The organism is Streptomyces sp. AK08-02, from assembly GCF_033795085.1.
In the GTDB taxonomy this organism is placed as follows: domain Bacteria; phylum Actinomycetota; class Actinomycetes; order Streptomycetales; family Streptomycetaceae; genus Streptomyces; species Streptomyces echiniscabiei.
Map to the genome: position 1 here is coordinate 1 of NZ_JARAZV010000036.1, position 15,716 is coordinate 15,716.

General features: G+C 71.2%; 30 protein-coding genes. 28 read left to right on the plus strand and 2 right to left on the minus strand.

Going from position 1 to position 15,716, the window contains the following annotated elements; genetic code table 11:
* Window positions 1–155: 155 nt before the first annotated feature.
* On the plus strand, window positions 156–1,127 hold the full coding sequence (locus PV734_RS44950; protein ID WP_319295018.1) for a tyrosine-type recombinase/integrase: 972 nt from the start codon (window positions 156–158) through the stop codon (window positions 1,125–1,127).
* Between the two features lie 75 nt (window positions 1,128–1,202).
* On the opposite strand, the gene PV734_RS44955 is transcribed toward PV734_RS44950, so the two are convergent.
* Window positions 1,203–1,388, minus strand: a complete 186-nt coding sequence (locus PV734_RS44955) for a hypothetical protein (RefSeq protein ID WP_319295020.1) — start codon at window positions 1,386–1,388, stop codon at window positions 1,203–1,205.
* Between the two features lie 196 nt (window positions 1,389–1,584).
* Window positions 1,585–1,959, minus strand: a complete 375-nt coding sequence (locus tag PV734_RS44960) for a hypothetical protein (RefSeq protein WP_319295022.1) — start codon at window positions 1,957–1,959, stop codon at window positions 1,585–1,587.
* A gap of 251 nt (window positions 1,960–2,210) precedes the next feature.
* Here PV734_RS44960 and PV734_RS44965 point away from each other — a divergent pair, with 251 nt between their 5' ends.
* From PV734_RS44965 to PV734_RS45095, 27 genes are all read left to right on the plus strand, one after another.
* A complete protein-coding gene (locus PV734_RS44965; RefSeq protein ID WP_319295024.1) occupies window positions 2,211–2,591 on the plus strand; it encodes a helix-turn-helix transcriptional regulator in 381 nt (126 codons plus the stop codon).
* 28 nt (window positions 2,592–2,619) lie between these two features.
* Complete coding sequence (locus tag PV734_RS44970) at window positions 2,620–2,820, plus strand: hypothetical protein (protein ID WP_319295026.1); 201 nt, start codon at window positions 2,620–2,622, stop codon at window positions 2,818–2,820.
* Window positions 2,821–2,917: 97 nt separating this feature from the next.
* Window positions 2,918–3,280: a hypothetical protein gene (locus PV734_RS44975; protein ID WP_319295028.1), complete on the plus strand. Its 363-nt coding sequence runs from the start codon at window positions 2,918–2,920 to the stop codon at window positions 3,278–3,280.
* Window positions 3,277–3,777, plus strand: coding sequence for a hypothetical protein (locus tag PV734_RS44980; protein WP_319295030.1), 501 nt, complete (start codon window positions 3,277–3,279; stop codon window positions 3,775–3,777). Before PV734_RS44975 ends, PV734_RS44980 begins: the two co-directional genes overlap by 4 nt.
* Before the next feature lie 79 nt (window positions 3,778–3,856).
* Window positions 3,857–4,255: a hypothetical protein gene (locus PV734_RS44985; RefSeq protein WP_319295032.1), complete on the plus strand. Its 399-nt coding sequence runs from the start codon at window positions 3,857–3,859 to the stop codon at window positions 4,253–4,255.
* On the plus strand, window positions 4,252–4,731 hold the full coding sequence (locus tag PV734_RS44990; RefSeq protein ID WP_319295034.1) for a hypothetical protein: 480 nt from the start codon (window positions 4,252–4,254) through the stop codon (window positions 4,729–4,731). Before PV734_RS44985 ends, PV734_RS44990 begins: the two co-directional genes overlap by 4 nt.
* Window positions 4,728–5,003 carry a hypothetical protein gene (locus PV734_RS44995; RefSeq protein ID WP_319295036.1) on the plus strand — a complete coding sequence of 92 codons (276 nt, stop codon included), beginning with the start codon at window positions 4,728–4,730 and terminating at the stop codon, window positions 5,001–5,003. Before PV734_RS44990 ends, PV734_RS44995 begins: the two co-directional genes overlap by 4 nt.
* Window positions 5,000–5,890, plus strand: a complete 891-nt coding sequence (locus PV734_RS45000) for a hypothetical protein (RefSeq protein ID WP_319295038.1) — start codon at window positions 5,000–5,002, stop codon at window positions 5,888–5,890. Before PV734_RS44995 ends, PV734_RS45000 begins: the two co-directional genes overlap by 4 nt.
* Window positions 5,887–6,138, plus strand: a complete 252-nt coding sequence (locus tag PV734_RS45005) for a hypothetical protein (RefSeq protein WP_319295040.1) — start codon at window positions 5,887–5,889, stop codon at window positions 6,136–6,138. The genes PV734_RS45000 and PV734_RS45005 overlap by 4 nt, the downstream gene beginning before the upstream one ends.
* The gene (locus tag PV734_RS45010; RefSeq protein WP_319295041.1) at window positions 6,135–6,962 is read left to right on the plus strand and encodes a hypothetical protein; all 828 of its coding nucleotides are present in this window, start codon (window positions 6,135–6,137) and stop codon (window positions 6,960–6,962) included. Before PV734_RS45005 ends, PV734_RS45010 begins: the two co-directional genes overlap by 4 nt.
* 3 nt (window positions 6,963–6,965) lie before the next feature.
* Window positions 6,966–8,072, plus strand: coding sequence for a hypothetical protein (locus PV734_RS45015; protein ID WP_319295043.1), 1,107 nt, complete (start codon window positions 6,966–6,968; stop codon window positions 8,070–8,072).
* Window positions 8,069–8,884, plus strand: coding sequence for an exonuclease domain-containing protein (locus PV734_RS45020; protein WP_319295045.1), 816 nt, complete (start codon window positions 8,069–8,071; stop codon window positions 8,882–8,884). Before PV734_RS45015 ends, PV734_RS45020 begins: the two co-directional genes overlap by 4 nt.
* The gene (locus tag PV734_RS45025) at window positions 8,881–9,354 is read left to right on the plus strand and encodes a phiSA1p31-related protein (RefSeq protein WP_319295047.1); all 474 of its coding nucleotides are present in this window, start codon (window positions 8,881–8,883) and stop codon (window positions 9,352–9,354) included. The genes PV734_RS45020 and PV734_RS45025 overlap by 4 nt, the downstream gene beginning before the upstream one ends.
* On the plus strand, window positions 9,351–9,983 hold the full coding sequence (locus PV734_RS45030; RefSeq protein WP_319295049.1) for a hypothetical protein: 633 nt from the start codon (window positions 9,351–9,353) through the stop codon (window positions 9,981–9,983). The genes PV734_RS45025 and PV734_RS45030 overlap by 4 nt, the downstream gene beginning before the upstream one ends.
* A complete protein-coding gene (locus PV734_RS45035) occupies window positions 9,980–10,186 on the plus strand; it encodes a hypothetical protein (protein WP_319295051.1) in 207 nt (68 codons plus the stop codon). The genes PV734_RS45030 and PV734_RS45035 overlap by 4 nt, the downstream gene beginning before the upstream one ends.
* Complete coding sequence (locus PV734_RS45040; protein WP_319295053.1) at window positions 10,183–10,455, plus strand: hypothetical protein; 273 nt, start codon at window positions 10,183–10,185, stop codon at window positions 10,453–10,455. The genes PV734_RS45035 and PV734_RS45040 overlap by 4 nt, the downstream gene beginning before the upstream one ends.
* Window positions 10,456–10,461: 6 nt before the next feature.
* Complete coding sequence (locus PV734_RS45045; protein ID WP_319295055.1) at window positions 10,462–10,914, plus strand: hypothetical protein; 453 nt, start codon at window positions 10,462–10,464, stop codon at window positions 10,912–10,914.
* Complete coding sequence (locus PV734_RS45050; protein ID WP_319295056.1) at window positions 10,911–11,285, plus strand: hypothetical protein; 375 nt, start codon at window positions 10,911–10,913, stop codon at window positions 11,283–11,285. Before PV734_RS45045 ends, PV734_RS45050 begins: the two co-directional genes overlap by 4 nt.
* A 10-nt stretch (window positions 11,286–11,295) precedes the next feature.
* Entirely contained in the window at window positions 11,296–12,225 is a 930-nt protein-coding gene (locus tag PV734_RS45055; RefSeq protein WP_319295058.1) for a hypothetical protein, read from the plus strand.
* Window positions 12,222–12,725, plus strand: coding sequence for a hypothetical protein (locus PV734_RS45060; protein WP_319295060.1), 504 nt, complete (start codon window positions 12,222–12,224; stop codon window positions 12,723–12,725). The genes PV734_RS45055 and PV734_RS45060 overlap by 4 nt, the downstream gene beginning before the upstream one ends.
* Entirely contained in the window at window positions 12,722–12,925 is a 204-nt protein-coding gene (locus tag PV734_RS45065) for a hypothetical protein (protein ID WP_319295062.1), read from the plus strand. The genes PV734_RS45060 and PV734_RS45065 overlap by 4 nt, the downstream gene beginning before the upstream one ends.
* Window positions 12,922–13,065: a hypothetical protein gene (locus PV734_RS45070; RefSeq protein ID WP_319295064.1), complete on the plus strand. Its 144-nt coding sequence runs from the start codon at window positions 12,922–12,924 to the stop codon at window positions 13,063–13,065. The genes PV734_RS45065 and PV734_RS45070 overlap by 4 nt, the downstream gene beginning before the upstream one ends.
* Window positions 13,062–13,652 (plus strand): hypothetical protein, encoded by a 591-nt coding sequence (locus PV734_RS45075; protein ID WP_319295066.1) that lies wholly within the window; start codon window positions 13,062–13,064, stop codon window positions 13,650–13,652. The genes PV734_RS45070 and PV734_RS45075 overlap by 4 nt, the downstream gene beginning before the upstream one ends.
* On the plus strand, window positions 13,649–13,864 hold the full coding sequence (locus tag PV734_RS45080) for a hypothetical protein (RefSeq protein WP_319295068.1): 216 nt from the start codon (window positions 13,649–13,651) through the stop codon (window positions 13,862–13,864). The genes PV734_RS45075 and PV734_RS45080 overlap by 4 nt, the downstream gene beginning before the upstream one ends.
* Before the next feature lie 33 nt (window positions 13,865–13,897).
* Window positions 13,898–14,260: a hypothetical protein gene (locus PV734_RS45085; protein WP_319295070.1), complete on the plus strand. Its 363-nt coding sequence runs from the start codon at window positions 13,898–13,900 to the stop codon at window positions 14,258–14,260.
* Window positions 14,257–14,580 carry a hypothetical protein gene (locus PV734_RS45090; protein ID WP_319295072.1) on the plus strand — a complete coding sequence of 108 codons (324 nt, stop codon included), beginning with the start codon at window positions 14,257–14,259 and terminating at the stop codon, window positions 14,578–14,580. The genes PV734_RS45085 and PV734_RS45090 overlap by 4 nt, the downstream gene beginning before the upstream one ends.
* A gap of 100 nt (window positions 14,581–14,680) precedes the next feature.
* The gene (locus tag PV734_RS45095; protein ID WP_319295074.1) at window positions 14,681–15,673 is read left to right on the plus strand and encodes a hypothetical protein; all 993 of its coding nucleotides are present in this window, start codon (window positions 14,681–14,683) and stop codon (window positions 15,671–15,673) included.
* Window positions 15,674–15,716: the final 43 nt, after the last annotated feature.

Consider the following 15,716-nt stretch of genomic DNA (forward strand, 5'->3'; position numbering starts at 1 on the left):
CCTTCTAAGCGCTTGGCCGCAGGTTCGAGTCCTGCCGGGGGCGCAAACACCCTCTGACCAGCGGAAACGCTGGTCTTTTTCTTTTCCCGACCTACGCACATCGCTTTCGGGCCAAGCGCCTTGACTGTCCACGATCGTGGGCACAGGGTGTTCTCATGGCAGATGAGCGCTACAACATCGGGCCCATGGCTGCGTCATGGCTGCGCGCCCTCAAGTCGGAGAACAAGAGCGACAACACGATTCGGATCTACTCACACGCGGTCAATTCGTTCGCGTGGTTCCTGCTCGACGAGGAAGACGGGTATCACCCGGTTGCCGACGACGACGGCACCCCTGGCCGGCCTGCGCCGACCGACCTCGACGAGGTGCACCGCGAGCACGTGCAGGCGTACATCGCCGCCACGATCAAGCGAACGTCGGCGTCGAACGCACACCAGCACTTCCGGGCGCTGAAAACCTTCTTCAACTGGCTACTTGACGAGGAAGAGATCGACCGCACCCCCATGCGGACGATGAAGCCCCCGACGGTCACCGAGACCGAGGTGCCCGTCATCCCCGAGGCCGACCTCGTGAAGCTGTTCAAGACGTGCAGGGGCAAGACGTACGCCGACCGGCGAGACACGGCGATCCTGCTGCTGTTCCTCGACACGGGCGTGCGGCTGTCCGAACTCACCGACCGCAGGGTCGCCGACCTCGACCTCGACCTGATGGTGCTGCGCGTCCTCGGCAAGAAAGACAAGTGGCGATCCGTGCCGTTCGGCCGAGCGACCGCGACCGCCCTCGACCGGTACCTGCGGGCGGCCGCGAAGCACAAGGGCAAGGCGCTCCACGAGGAGATGTGGCTGTGGTGGGCCGACCGCGGGAAGGGGAACCGGCTCACCATCTGGGGCGTGGGGACCATGCTCAAGCGGCGGTGTGCCGAGGCCGGGATCGATCCGATCCACCCCCATCAGTTCCGGCACACGTTCGCGCACCTGTGGAAGGTGAACGGCGGGAACGAGGACGACCTGATGCGCATCACCGGGTGGAGTTCGCGGCAGATGCTGTCACGGTATGCGGCGTCGGCCGGCTCCGAGCGCGCCCGCGCGGCTCACGCTCGCCTCAGTCCGGCGGACCGGATCGTCTGAGCAAGAACTGCGCCCCGGTGCCCGGCTCGTCGGCGAGCCGGATGCCGGGGCGTACGTGTGCAGCCGTGTGGGGGGTTACGACTCTCGCTGCACGGTGAGGTTCCCGACGAGCTGCGGCATGCGTAGGCACAGGAGTGCGAGCGCCGAAGCCTCGTCGATCTGCTGGGGATCGTGAGCGAGCCGGACGTACCTCCCGAAGTCCCGATACATCATCGGCAGGCCTCGGTCGAGTTCGACCTGTTCCACTCGCACATCTGTCACTTGACCCCCTGTTCCCGCCGTTCGATTCAGCGCACACTAATCGAACCGGCGTTCGACACGCGCGAGGTTCGATCACTCTACGACGACGCGAGCCGTAAACACAGGGCGTATCACCAGCAACAGCGGGTGATCTCGTGACCAGAAAGCGGCAGGCTAAACACCGCTTCACCGAAGCGTCACCCGATCGAGTGACCGCTTACTTTTCGGCATCCCAGCGTTCGGCTACCGCTTGCGCCTTATCGGTGGGTCCGTCCGCATCGCCGATGATGCGGAGCAGGACGGCCGGCGCCCCGCTCGCCAACTCGACCTCGGTGTAACCGATCACCTGCAGGTGCGCCGCGGCCGCCACGATCGCCCGGTCGAGCCCGAGCCCGACAGCGAGCGCGCCCACGAGTTGAGGCGTGACGTCGTACCCCTGGTCGCCGATGATCTTCGCGGCAAGGCTCTTACTCGGCGACCAACCGGTGTCCGGGTCCACAGCAACGGCCGCAAGCTCTCGTGTGGACATGCGCCGCCCCGCGCCGACATGCGCCTTCACGAGTTCCGTGAGCGCGTTCCGCTGCTCTGGCATCCCTCCGCCTCTCCAGTCTCAATGTGTCCACGCCCAAAACCGGGCGAATAAGCAAATTCGCAGGTCAGGCCGTACAACCATTTTTGCCTGTGCGTCATTGTCCACGATCGAGGGCAGTTGTGGAGGGCCGGGGCGCATGCTCGGCTGATTCTTAACCCCCTCATAAGGTGCCCACGATCGTGGACACCGTTCGAACGATGTGCTCTACTGGGGCTGTCCACGATCGTGGGCAGCTAAGCGGAGGCGCACACATGACCCATGCCCGGCTCTATCTGACCGACAGTGACGTACTGCGCGGGCTGATGACCTGGGCGCCGGGCGGTAGCTCGGTGGATATCCGGAAGCTCGCCGACGCCGTCGGCGTCTCGAAGAGCAAGATCGGCGCACTGCTGTCGGGTGAACGCCCTTCGGTCACCGAGGACGTTGCCGACCGCATATGCGAGGCGCTCGACGTACGCCGCGACGCTCTTTTTTACGACCCACTGCCCACGCCCATGGGCGTGGGCAGTCATCCCGAGGAAGGGGCAGAACGACGTGAACACGAGCGAGCGGTCGCAGCAGATGAGGTTCGCGGCTCACATGAGCTGGGCGAACACCTCGAACAGGTCGGCCCGTACCGCCGCCGCCCGTAGGGCGTCGCACCACACGCGGTTCGTCGACATGGCGCGAGAGAAGCACCCGGACGCGACCGAGCAGCAGATCGAACAGATCGCCGAGTCGCTGCGCAGCGCCCATTACACCGCGCTCGCCCTCAAGTCGGCGGCCGCCCGCCGCGCCAAGAGCGAGGCCACGAAGGCGAAGAAGCGGGCCGAGGCGCAGCAGCAGCTCGCGGGGTACCGCCCCGGCTCGGCCGCCGCCTGACAGACCCCGGACGCGAGTCGGGGCCGGCCCGGACCGGCATCCGGAACGACCCCTGTCGGCTCGCTCCCCACTCAACACAGAAAGCGAGGCACGTGCCTTGAGCGCACAGCCTATCCCCCTGCGTACGGCGCTCGCCCCGAAGATCGACCCGCAGCTCGCGGCGGTCGAGGCGGCGATCGACTACCTGATGTTGCCGACCGTGCGGTCGCCGCTGGTCCGCGAGGACGGCGTACACGTCATCGTCGCGGGCGGCGAGGACTTCGCGGCGTGGGTGTTCGCCCTCGGCGGCGACGTCAACCGGGCGCCCGCCCTCGACGGCGCGTCGCTGTGGTCGCTGCGCACCGAGACGCCGCAGCGGGCCGACGGCTCGACCGTCCGGATCCGCGTACACGTCGCCCTCGTGCACGACGAGTTCGTGCCCGCGCAGTTCCGCGGCGCCGAGGACGAGGTGTCGGCATGACGACCTCGACCGTCGAGCGAGCGGCCCGCATCATCGCCGCGGCGATCGTGCACGGCACCTCGGGCGACCCCGCCCTCGACGCCGCGCAGGCGCTCGACGACGCCCGGCTGCTCACCCTCGCCGACCCGTTCGCGAGGCCCGGCCGCAACCGGCCCGCGCCGAGCCCGGCCGCCGTCGCCGCCCTCGCCGAGTGCAGCAAGGCCAAGCGTGCCGCCGACACCGCGCGGGCGCAGGTCGACGGGATGCCCGGCGAGCCGGCCGTGTCCGCGGCCGGCGGCGAGGTGACGTTCGTCGTACACCCGCAGTCGCTCGCCGACTGGAAGCAGTGGATGCACGCCCTCGGCGCCGGCGACGCCCGCGGCGACTCGACCGGCGTCGCGATGGTCGTCCGCTGCACGTACGGCGGTGTCCGTGCCCGCCTCGTCGGGGTCGGCGTGCCCGGCCTGTACGGCGAGCTGCACGGCCGGCTCGGCGACCGGACGGCGGTCCGCTCGTGACCGGCAACGTCATTTCCGCCGTGATCATCGCGCTCGCCGCGATCGCTCTGCTGCTCGCTTCTTCTGCCGGGGGTTCCCGATGACCGCGCCCAATACGCCCGTTGACGGGCCGTACCGCATCACGACCGAGCCGATCCCCACGGGCGTGACGCTCGACGTCGAGCCGTTCGTGCAGCGCGTCGTGACCGACGTCGTCGAGGCGCTGCTCACCGACCGGTTTCTCGACCGGTTCGACGGGCTCGTCGACATGCAGGCCCGTGACCCGCACCTGATCGAGCGGCCGCAAGATCTGCCGTTCGAGGGGCTCGTCGATGACCTCGTCGCCGAGGTGCGCACGAAGCTGCCGGTCTACGGCCGGCAGTGCGGGCGCCTCGCCGAGCGGCTGCTCGTGCTCAGCCTCGCCGGGCAGTTGCGCTCTCTCGCGGACCGTCGGGCGACCGCCTCGCAGCAGCACGCCGAGAGGGGTGCGGCCGCGTGAAGCAGACGTATCGCGACGAGTGGCGCGTGATGGTCACTCTCAAGCCGCGCCGCCCCGCCGACCTCGGGCTCACCGGGCTCGACGACCTCGCCGAGTTCGTCGCCCCGAGCGGGCCGATCACGGTCGCAGTGCTGCCCCGCCGCCTCGGCAGCTTCGGGGGGTTCCTGTCCATGAGTGACAGCCTCGCGAGTAGCGACGTCGAGGGCGACTACCGCCGTCGCTGCGAGGACATCGCGGCCGAGCTGCGGAAGCGCCCGCAGGTCGACGAGGTCACCGTGCAGTGCACCGAGACGCACACGTGCTCGCACTGCCGGCTGCGGTGGGAGGTGCTGACCGCCGACGAGGCGCTCGACAGCTCGACGAACCAGGACGCGCACAGCGTCGAGGGCGAGCCCGTGTGCTGCGAGGCGGCGATCGCCGAGTTCCGTACCGAGCGCGGGATTCCGCAGCTCGCCAAGGTGGGTGAGGCAGCGTGAGCCGCCTCGACGACGCCCGCCGTACCGCCGCCGAGTTCCTGCAGCGGACGACCGGCAGCGACCGGCCCGAGTGGCGCGCGACGTTCCTCGGCAACAGTCCCGAGGGACCGAACGCGATCGGCCCCGTGTGCACCGACGAGGACCACATCGAGTCGGAAGACCCGTCGGCGTTCGGCTGCTGTCCCGAGCCGATCATCGCGGTCGACCCGCCGCTCGTCGAGTACCTCGTCGAGCTGCTGAACGCCGACCGCGAGGCGGGTGAGACCGCATGACCAACTACATCAGCAAGTGCGGGTACTGCCACGAGACGCAGTTCACTGGCTGGTACAGCAAGAACGCCCCGCGCGACATGTACGGGCGGGTCGATCGCGACTACTGCGACGGGCGGCCGGTCGCGTACTGCTCGGAAGAACACCGCGACGCCGCCGACGCGCTGCTCGACGCACAGCGCGCCGAGATCCTCAACAGCGACCCCGAGGTGCAGCGGCTGCGCACCGAACGCGACCGGTACCGGCGCGCGTGGCGCATGGCCTACCAGCGCGCGCAGGGTCGAGGCTGGGCAGCCGACCGCGCGGGGGCTCGCGCCCGCGACGCGCAAGAGGCGCTGCAGCACATGCTTTTCGCCGTGATCGCCGGACAGCTTGGGCGTAAGGCGGCGATCGACGAGGCGGTCGCGCGCACCCGCCGCGAGCTGCTCGGCGACGATCTGAACCCGTCGAGCCTCGTTCTCGACGCGCAGTCGTACCGGCAGCTCGCCGACGACGTGCTCGCCACCATGACCAACCCGGACCGGTGGGACCTCGACGGCGCCGAACCGTGGGTGCTCGCGCAGTACGTGAAGCACCTCGCGGCGCAGCTCGACCTCGCCGTCGAGTTCCGCGTGCCGCTGCCCGAGGGGCTCGGCGGCGGGTACGGCGAGGTCGTCGTGCAGCGTGAGTCGGCCGGCTCGGACCGGTGGGCAGTCACCGACGGCGCGGTGTCCGGTCTGCGGGCGTGGCTCGACCCGGACGGGTGGCAGTACGTCGCCGACGTCGGGCGAGCCGAGGCATTCGCGTACGGGCTCGACGAGGCGCTCGACATGGCCGCCGACGTCGCCCGGCTCGAACGGGAACGCCACGATGCCCGGATCCGTGCGCACCGTGCGGGGGGTGCCGAGTGACCGCCCGCGACGAGGTGCACGCCGCCCTCATGCGTGTCGGGTACGGGGCGCCGGCGGCCGACCGGCTGCTCGATCAGATCGAGGGCGACGCGCTCACGCGTGAGAAGGACACCCGCGGCAGCGTGCCGCGACAGGGCGAGTCCACTCACCGGCACGCGCTGCCCTGCGAGTACCCCGAGTTCCTGCCGTGCCTGTGCACCGTGCGCCCGGCCGGTCTGCAGGTTGCTTGGGCGGGTGATCTGCGGTGACCGACCCGAAGTGGGCCCACGACACCGAGCGGGGTCGGTACTACACCGACCCCGCCGGGGGGCCGGACCTGATCAGCGTCACGAACGCGCTCGGCAGCATCGCGAAACCGGCGCTCGTGCCGTGGGCGGCCGGTCTCACTGCCGACGCGGTCATCGCCGACCCGATCGCGACCGCCCGCCGGGCGCGTACCGAGCCGACCGCGCTGCGCCGTGAACTCGTCGCTGTGTCGAGGGAGTACACCGACCAGGCTCGCGACCTCGGCACGCGCGTGCACCTGCGGGCCGTGTCGCTCGTGCTGAATACCCCCTTCCCGTACGACCCCGAGGTCGAGCCGTTCGCGGTGCAGCTCGCCGCGTGGTTCCGGCTGTGGCGCGTCGACTTCGAGCACGACGTCGAGGCGGTCGAGACGACCGTGATGCACCGCAAGCGCGGTTACGCCGGTACGGGCGATCTGTGGCTGTGGCTGCCGACCGGCCGGTTCCGGCGGCGGCAGCTCTGGCTCATCGACTACAAGACGAGCGCCAAGAAGCCGGCGAGCACGGTCTATGACGATCAGCCGCTGCAGCTCGCCGCCCTGCGGCACGCCCCCGAGTGGCTGCTGCCGGACGACAGCAGCGAGCCGGCGCCGCGGGTGCACCGTACGGCGCTGCTGAACCTGCGGCCGCGTAGTCGCCGGTTCATTGAAGTGCCGTCCGGTCGGGCGCAGTTCCGGGCGTTCCTCGGCGCCCTCGAAACCTCCCGCTATCTGCACGACGCCCCGAGCGCGTACCCGGCGATCGATCCGCCGTGGGCGCCGGGCGCATCCAACCGAAAGGCAGCGTGACCCATGGGATCGCGCATCATGACCATGAAGCGGCAGGCGGCCGAACTCGGCCGTATCCGCACCGGCTACAGCCGGCCCAACCCGAAGCCGAACGGGCGGCCGATCCCGGTCAAGTCCAAGACGTTCATTCTCAGCTCGCACTCGCGCGAGTACGTCGCGGCCGCGGCCGAGCTGTACGGCGGCCGGGTCGAGCAGTGGACGCCGCAGGGGCAGCCTGTTGCGCAGTGGCGGGTCATCACCGAGGCGAGCGAGCTGCGGGCGATCCTGCCCGCCGGCGACCCGCTCGATCAGTCGTACGAGATGTGGACGGGCGGCGGCTGCTCGCGGCGCTGCGACGGCGTGACCGAGCGACTGTCGGGCGACGCGTGTATCTGCCTCGCGCGGTACGGCGACGACTGGCACGAGCGTCCCGCCGACGAGGTGTGCCGCCCGACGTCCCGCGTCGGCGTGTTCCTGCCCGACCTGCCCGACCTCGGCGTGTGGCGGATCGAGACGAAGTCGTATTACGCGGCCGACGCGCTCGCCGGCGGGCTCGACACCGTGCTGCAGGCGACGGGCGGCAAGGGCATGATGCCCGTCCGCATGTGGATCGAGCAGCGCAAGGCACTGCGGAAGGGCAAGACCAAGCAGTTCCAAGTGATCATGATCGTGCCGTCGCTGCCGAAGTTGAGGCACGCCCTTACGGGTCCGATCAGCACGGCGGCCGCCCTCGATCCGGCAAGCCTCAACCGGCCCGCGATCGAGGCCGCGCCCGCCGAGCTGCCCGACTACCTCGCCGACGCCCGCGCGTGCCGTACGGCCGCCGACGTTCGCGACGTGTGGCACCGGGCGAACCGTGCCGGGCACGTCGCCCGCGATGGGTCCGACGAGCTGTCGAAAGACCTCATGCGGATCGCCGAGGACATCGACAAGGGGATCGACCCGCAGACCGGCGAGGTCGGCGACCAGGACGACGACGGGGGCGACGAACTCGGCCCCGACGACGACGGCGTGTACGACGTCGAGGTGCTCGGCGAGGGTGACGAGCCCGGCGCCGAGGAACCGCCGGCCGAGCCCGCCCGGTCCGCGTGGCCGACGGCGGCGCAGCCCGGATCGGGGGCACGCCGATGACGTGGTACCTCGGCCGATGGGCCGCGTTCGACCTTGAGACGACCGGCGTCGACGTCGAGAACGACCGGATCGTGACTGCCGCCGTACACGCCCGCGGCGGCAGCTTCGAGCCCGAGGGGGGCGAGTGGCTCGCCGACCCCGGCGTCGAGATTCCCGCCGAGGCGTTCGACGTCCACAAGATCAGCACCGAGCACGCCCGCGAGCACGGCGCCCCGGCCGTGCAGGTCGTTAGCGAGGTCGCGGCCGAACTCGCCGCGCAGGTCGCCATGGGCGGGGCGGCGATCGTCGGGCACAACGTGTCGTACGACCTCACGCTGCTCGACCGCGAGTGCCGCCGGTACGAGCTGCCGACGCTGCACGACCGGCTCGGCGACGTCCCGCTGCACGTGATCGACACGCGGGTGCTCGATCAGCGGGCCGTGCCGTACCGCAAGCGCGTGAGCGAGACGCAGGGCGCCCGGCAGCTCATCACGCTCGCGCAGTTCTACGGCGTGCCGTGGGACGACGAGGCGGCGCACGGCTGCTCGTACGACGCGATCGCCGCCGCGCAGATCGCCCGCCGGATCTCGACGCTCGCGCACATGCGGCGCGTCGACTGGCCCGAGCACGTGCGCGCCGAGCGCCGGGTGTCGTTCATCCCGTTCCGCGACCTCACGCTCGCCGAGCTGCACGCCGCACAGATCGAGTGGGCGGCCGAGCAGGCGGCCGGGCTCGAAAAGCACTTCCGCAAGACCGACCCGAACGCCGTCGTCGACGGCGCGTGGCCGCTGCGCCCGTGGGTCGAGCCGACCGCCGAGGGGGCACTCGCATGACCGACCGGAACATCATCGGGTTCGACGTCGACCGCAACGGCAACGCCGCGATCGTGGTCGCGGTCGAGCGCGACGGCTCGTACACCGTGCGCACCTCGGGCGTGTGCAAGGCGCTCGCCGCCGAGCTGCTGCGCGGGATCGCCGAGCGGCTCGACGCCGAACACGGCCCGCTCGTCTGCACCCCGGAGCCGGCCGAGCAGCACGACCGGCCGCGCGAGGACGAGCCGGCCGACCCGCGCGGCGGCCGCCTCGACCGCGACCGCGGCGTGTGGCGCGACCCGCGCGGCGACTCGTTCGATCTGTCGCTGCTGTGGGGCGACGGGTTCGAGCGCGAGTGGAAGTGGCACGGCTCGACTGGGCAGTTCGGCGAGCCGCTGCTGCGGGCCGAGGACGACGGCGAGGTCATGCCGCTGTCGCTGGTTCGAGTCCTGTACGGACCGATCAGCCCGCGCTCGGGCGGTGCGGCATGACGGACACGATCACGATCCCCGGCCTGATCGCCGTGGGCGACGAGCTGCTGCTCGACGACCACCGCACCGGCAGCCCCGACGAGTTCCGCGTGATGGGGCTCGACCTGTCGATCACCTCGACCGGCGTGTGCCGCCCGGACGGCTCGACGTTCCGGATCCGGACCCGGCAGAAGGACGGCCCGCGCCGGCTGCTGCACATCCGCGGCGCCCTGATCGCCGAGGTCGCCGAGCACCGGCCGCACCTCGCCGTGATCGAAGATCTGCCGACCCGCATGCACCCGAAGTCACTCAAGCCGATCGCCGCCCTGCACGGCGTCGTGCAAGCACTGCTGCTCGACGCCGACGTGCCGTGGGCGTACGTGAGCCCGGCGACGCTGAAGAAGTACGCGGCCGACAACGGCGGCGCCTCGAAAGAGGACATGACGGCGGCCGCGTTCCTCGCCGACGGCGCGCAGTTCGAGAACGACAAGGGCGCCGACCAGGCCGACGCATGGTGGCTGCGCGCGGCCGGCTACGACTGGTGCGGGCTGCCGCGTTTCACGATGCCGCAGGCGCAGCGCGACGCCCTCGGCAAGGCGGATTGGCCCGACGCGTACGTGCAGCGGTATGTGATGGGCGCGGCCGCGTGAGGCGCAGCAGCGTCGCGCCCGGCGCCCCGACGATCCCCGGCACGGCCGTGAAGCCTCGCCGCCGGTCCGCCGACGAGATCATCACGGCGACCTCGCGGCCGGTCCAGCCGGTACCCAATCAGGGCGACCTCGTCGAGCACTGGCGCGGCTGCGGTCTGCTCGACGACGACGAGGTCGACGCCCTCGGCGGCGAGCAGCCGTGAACGGGATCGGGCCGACGATCGGCAACCCGCATCCCGGCTACGGGATACGGGTCCGCCTCGACAGCAGCAAGGCGAAGAGCCTCGCCTCGGGCGACTACTCGTGCCCGTGCGGGCACGCCGAGGACGCCGTCGGATACGCCGAGGTCGAGCTGCTCGCCGTCCGCTACAGCCGGCACCGCCGAGACGAGTGCCCGATCCCCGAGGTCAGACAAGAGGCTGCACGCCAGTACGAGGCGCTCAAGCGGTCCATGAACAAAAAGAGGAAGTGAACCACCATGCCCAAGTTGGACAAAGACGCCGAGGTCGAGGTGAAGCTCGACGGCGCCGCCGCGATGCTGCAGCAGGCGATTCCCGCGATCCTGCGCCGCGGACTGTTCGAGGCGCCCGGCGCCCGGATCGTCGCCGTCGTCGAGTTCGCGAGCACGACGTACACCGGTCACGCCGCCGGCGAGGACAAAGACCCGCAGGTGAAACTCAGGGTCAAGCTCGCCGAGGTCGCCACCGAGGGCGACCAGATCAGGCAGCTTCGCGAGGTCATGCGCGCCATGTACCGGCAGCGCAAGATGAACGGCACTCTCGACGAGATCGGGCCCGGCTCGCAGGACGTCGACGCCATGGTCGACCGGCTGCTCGCCGCGCACCCGACCGAGGAAGAGTTCGAGGCGGACGAGGAACGCAAGCGCGCAGCCAAGGAACGCCGCGGCGGTCGGGTCGAGCAGTTCGGGTGACACGACCCCCGAGCAGCAGTGGCGGCGCACGCCGGGTGCGCTGCCGCTGCGGCCGCACCGTACTGCGGCAGCTCGTCGGCAACCGGGCGGCGCTCTATGTGACCGCCGACGCCGACGAGCTGACCGCGGCGGCGGCCGCGAAGCTGCGCGAGCCGAACCGGCTCGACTGGTGTGTGCGCACCGCGGCGGGCGTGCCCGATCTGCAGTGGGCCGACTGCCACCGACGCAAGGCGGAGTGCACCCGCCCGCACGTGATCGACCATCAGTGCACGGCGCCCCCCGGCACTGGCGCCCACGCCCACGGGCGCGGGCGTGGTGGGCGCCGCCCCCGTACGACCTCGGTTCCCGAGGGACAGCTCACCCTCGGATAGGAGAACCCCGATGCCATGGTTTGTCGTTGACGACAACGCCGACAGCCACCCGAAGTTCGTCGCCGCCGGAAACGCAGCGATCGGACTGTGGGCGCGTACGGGTGCGTATGCAGCCCGACACTTGACCGACGGCATCGTGTCCGGCGACATCGCGAAGATGTACGGCTCGAAGCCACAGATCACGAAGCTCGTCGCCGTCGGGCTGTGGCACACCGCGGGGCACGACTGCTCGCACCCGAAGTGCCTGCAGCCGGCTGCAGGTGACTACGTGATCCATGACTATCTGATCTACAACCCTTCGCGGCGTGACGTCCTCGCGAAGCGCGAGCGGGCCGCGGAGAAGAAGCGGAAGCAGCGGGCCGGACAGGATCCGGGCGCCTACCGGGGCCGGTTCGGCGGCGACTGGGATGAGAACGGCGGCGGATTCGTCGACGATTCGTCGACGGATCGCATGCCGGAAAATGACGACTACACAGGTCACGGCGCTGCGTCCCCTGGGGACAGCACGGGGACTCGCGCGGGCGTGAACCCCTCCCCTCCCCGCCCCTCCCATGAGGGGGGTGCAGGTAGAGAGGCGCCTGCAGGTGGTGCGCGAGGCCGGGCAGCTCTCTCTCAGATCGCCGCCGACTGGCAGCCGAGCGACGAGGACGTGCAGGCCGCGCAGCTCGCCCGCGCCGACACCGGCCGCGAGCAGCTCACCCCGCAGCAACTCGACGTCGTCACCCGCAAGTTCCGGCAGCGGATGCTCGACGACCAGGTGCGCGCCGCCGGGTTCGGCGGCCGCTGGCAGCAGTGGGCCGAGAACGAGCGCACCGAGGCTGCGCAGGGTCCGGGCGGGGTCGTCGTCCCCTTCGCACAGCAGCCCATGACCAAGTCACAGCAGCAGCGCGCCGGACTCGACCGGCTGCGCGAGCGCATGAACGGAGGTACCGCGTCGTGACCCTTGACGAGACCCTCGACCTGTTGTCGCAAGTCGCCCTCGTTGACGACCGCGTCGTGAGGGTGAACGAGACCGAACAGGCTGCGCAGCTCACGATGTGGGCGGCGATCCTGCGCGACGTCCCCCTCGACTTCGCCGGCCGGGCGATCGGCGAGCACTACGCCGAGTCGGCGTGGCCGGTCATGCCGAAGGACATCGCCGCCCGGTGGCGCACCGAGGCACGCCGCCGGCTCGACCGGCACGTCGGCACCTTCGAGCCGAACGCGCACCCGCACCTCGACCCCGACAACATCCCCGGCTACCGGGCAGCGCTGCGCGCCGAACGCGAGGGCGTGCGCCGCGGCGGTTACGAGCCGGTCGCGTGGCCGGAACTCATGGCGGGCTCGGACCCGATCCCGGCCGGCTGCCCGAACGACGAGTACCGGCGAGCCCGCGAAGCGATGCGGGCAGCGCGCGAGGCCGCTCGCGTCGTACCCCAAGAGAGCGAGGCAACCGTATGAGGGGGAAACCGCTGCTCGCCGAGACCGTGCCCGACGGCACGTTCGGCGGCGCCCGGACGGCCCGCGAGCAGCGGCGCGTCGGGCCAGACCCCGACGCCGCCCGACACTTCGCCGCACTTACGGCCGCCGTCGCCGAGATCGACCACGAGCACGGCTACGGCGTGAACTTCCGCTACCGACAGGGGGTGTGCGCCGAATGACCGAGCCCGCCGCCGTCGGATACCTCGGTATCGCCGCCATGGTCACGGCCGCGTGCGCCGCCGTGTTCCTCGTGGCTGCCGTCGCGTCCGCCGTCCTCGACAAGTACGCCCCGCCGACCGACAAGGAAGTACAGCGATGACCGACACCAAGATGACCGCCGTCGAGGCACTGCTCGCGTTCGCCCGCCGTGTCGTCGACGACGAGGCCGCGCGAGCGCTGCTCGACGAGGCCACCCTCGAACTCACCGGGCGCCGTGTCGTACGGCCCGATCAGCAGCTCGTGCCGCTCCGCTTCACCGTTCGCCGACACCACGACGTGAGCGGAGTGAGCGGCGACGGGAACGTCGCCGACGGCGTGCTGTGGCCGGACGGAACCGCGAACATCCGGTGGCGCGGCGAGCACCCGAGCGCCGTGTTCTGGGACCGCGGCCGCGTCTCCGTCGAGTTCATCCATGGGCACCAGGGCGCGACCGAGATCGTGCTCGTCGACCAGGACGAACAGCAGCTCGTCGTGCCCACGCCCACGGGCGTGGGCGATAAGGTGGTCGCCGCCCCGCTGGTCGTACGCCGGGTTCTCGAACACGCGCTGCGCCGCCCCGTTCGGTGCCCGAAGTGCGAGCGCACCGCGCAGTGCAGGTGCATCGCGGACCGCACCGACGCCCGGATCGACACCGTGCTCGGCGCCCTCGCGCCGTGGCTCAACACCGGTGCCGGCGAGGCGGCATGACCCCGCACGACCACGACGACTTTGCCGACCTCGACGAGGACGACATCGAGCAACTGGAAGGACTCAGCGACGAGCAGCTCGCCGCCGCGTTCGTCGCGCTGCACGGACCGCCGCAGCGCGACGACCCGCTCGACGCGTACGCGACGCCCGTCACCCGCAAGCGCAAGCCGTCCGGCGAGGGTCGCAAGCTGCACGACCTACCGCCCCTGTAGCCCGCCCGCCATCCACAGACTGTGAGGAACTCCGTGGACAACCCGACCACCGCCGCCACCCCGGCCGCCGGCTACCTGATCGCCGCACTCGACGAGGTTCGCGCGTGGCGGCACCGGCACCCGCACTTCGACGCACGGCAGTTCGCCGAACTCGACGCGATCCTCGACCGTGCCGCCGTGGGCCGGATCGAGCGCCGCCTCGATCTGCCCGAGGCGACGTCGCTGCCCGAGGCGGTCAACGCGCACCACGACGTCATGCGGCTGCGGCGCAGCATCCTCGCCGACGCCGCTCGCGCGTGGGATCTCGTCGAGGCTCGCGCAATGCGGCAGATCGCCCGGTTCATGCCGAGCACCGAGCCCGCCGCCGACAACCAGCGAGAGAGGAACGGCTCATGAGGCTGCGCATCTATCGGAAGGTGTGGCACGACCGCGTGCACGACGCCCTCGCCCGCATCCGCGGGTACTGCAACCACTGCCCGCGCACCGACGAGGCAGGCGGCGGATACCGGCACTGGCGCTGCGCCTACCGCCGCGGGCACCGCGGGATGCACCGGTACCGGAACTACGTATGGGACGCGCAGGGATGGGTCGAGTTCAGCCCCGTCGACTGCCGGCCGCCCTCGCAGCCGAACGAGCGTCACGGCGTGTTCTCGCGCGGCGAGCTGCGCGCGGCTCGTCGACGGGCTCGGGAGAAGCGGCGCCGTACGGCCGCCTGACACGACGGAGGGGCGCCCCAAGCCGGCAAGCACCGGGCGCCCCGTTCCCCTTCGCGGTGTGATCAGCCTACGCCCCACCTGCACCACAGGAGCGCTCACCATGCAGCACACCGCCCGCCGCGGCACCGCCGACGACCTGCAGATCGTTCTCGACCACTGGACCAGCATGCGCGACCTGATCGACACCTCGACCCCCGGCACGTGGCCGCCCGCCATGGGCAAGGGCGAGTACCTGCGCACTCTCGACGACCACGACCGCGACGAGATGGTGCTCGCCCTCAAGCACGCTCAGCACCTCGTCACCCACACCGACGAGCACGGCCGGCCGCAGTACGAGTGCCTGCACTGCGACTACGTCGGCGAGGGGCGTGCCCACATCCCGCGCGCCGACCGCGACGGGCTCGGGCTCGGCGAGCGACCGGTGCCGCTGCGCTTGTACGTCGTCGACGCGTGCCGTGCCGTCGAGGTCGCGCTGTGCTCGCTCGCCGACGAGATCGCCGCCGAGGTGCAGGTCGCGCCCCTCGCGCCCATGCCGGCCGTGAAGCACTCCGGGTACGCCACGCTGCGCGAGGCACAAGTCGCGGCTGCCGACCGCGGCCGCCGTGACCGGCTCGCCGCCGAGGATGCCGCGAGCCCGTACCGCTGGTCGTTCACCATGGGCGACCGGTCGGCGGTACGTGCCGCCGAGTGGCTGCTCGCCCGGATCGAGGGGCACACCGGCGCCTGTAAGCCGATCAGCAGCCTGCACCGTGCCCGGATCGCGCTCGTCGCCCGCGAGGCTGCGCGCCGGATCGAGCGGACGATCGGCGGGGTCGGCGAGCGGTACTCGGTCGTGATGGACGGTCGGCCGTGCCCTTACTGCGGTGGCGACTTGACCATGCACAGCGGGGGCGGGCTCGACGACGTCGTCACCTGCGCCGGTCCGGAGTGCTCGGCGCCGGTCGGGCTCGACGGCGGCCGCCGTACCTGGTCGCGCCCCGAGCAGCTCGCCGCGCTGCAGGTCGCCCTCGACGCAGCCGAGCGGCGCCGGAAGCGGGCCGAGGCGCGGGCGCGGCAGCGGGCAGCAGCTCGTGCACGGCAGGCGGTCGCGTAGCTGCTCACCGCGAACGCAACAGGGCCCCCGGTCGCGATCTCGT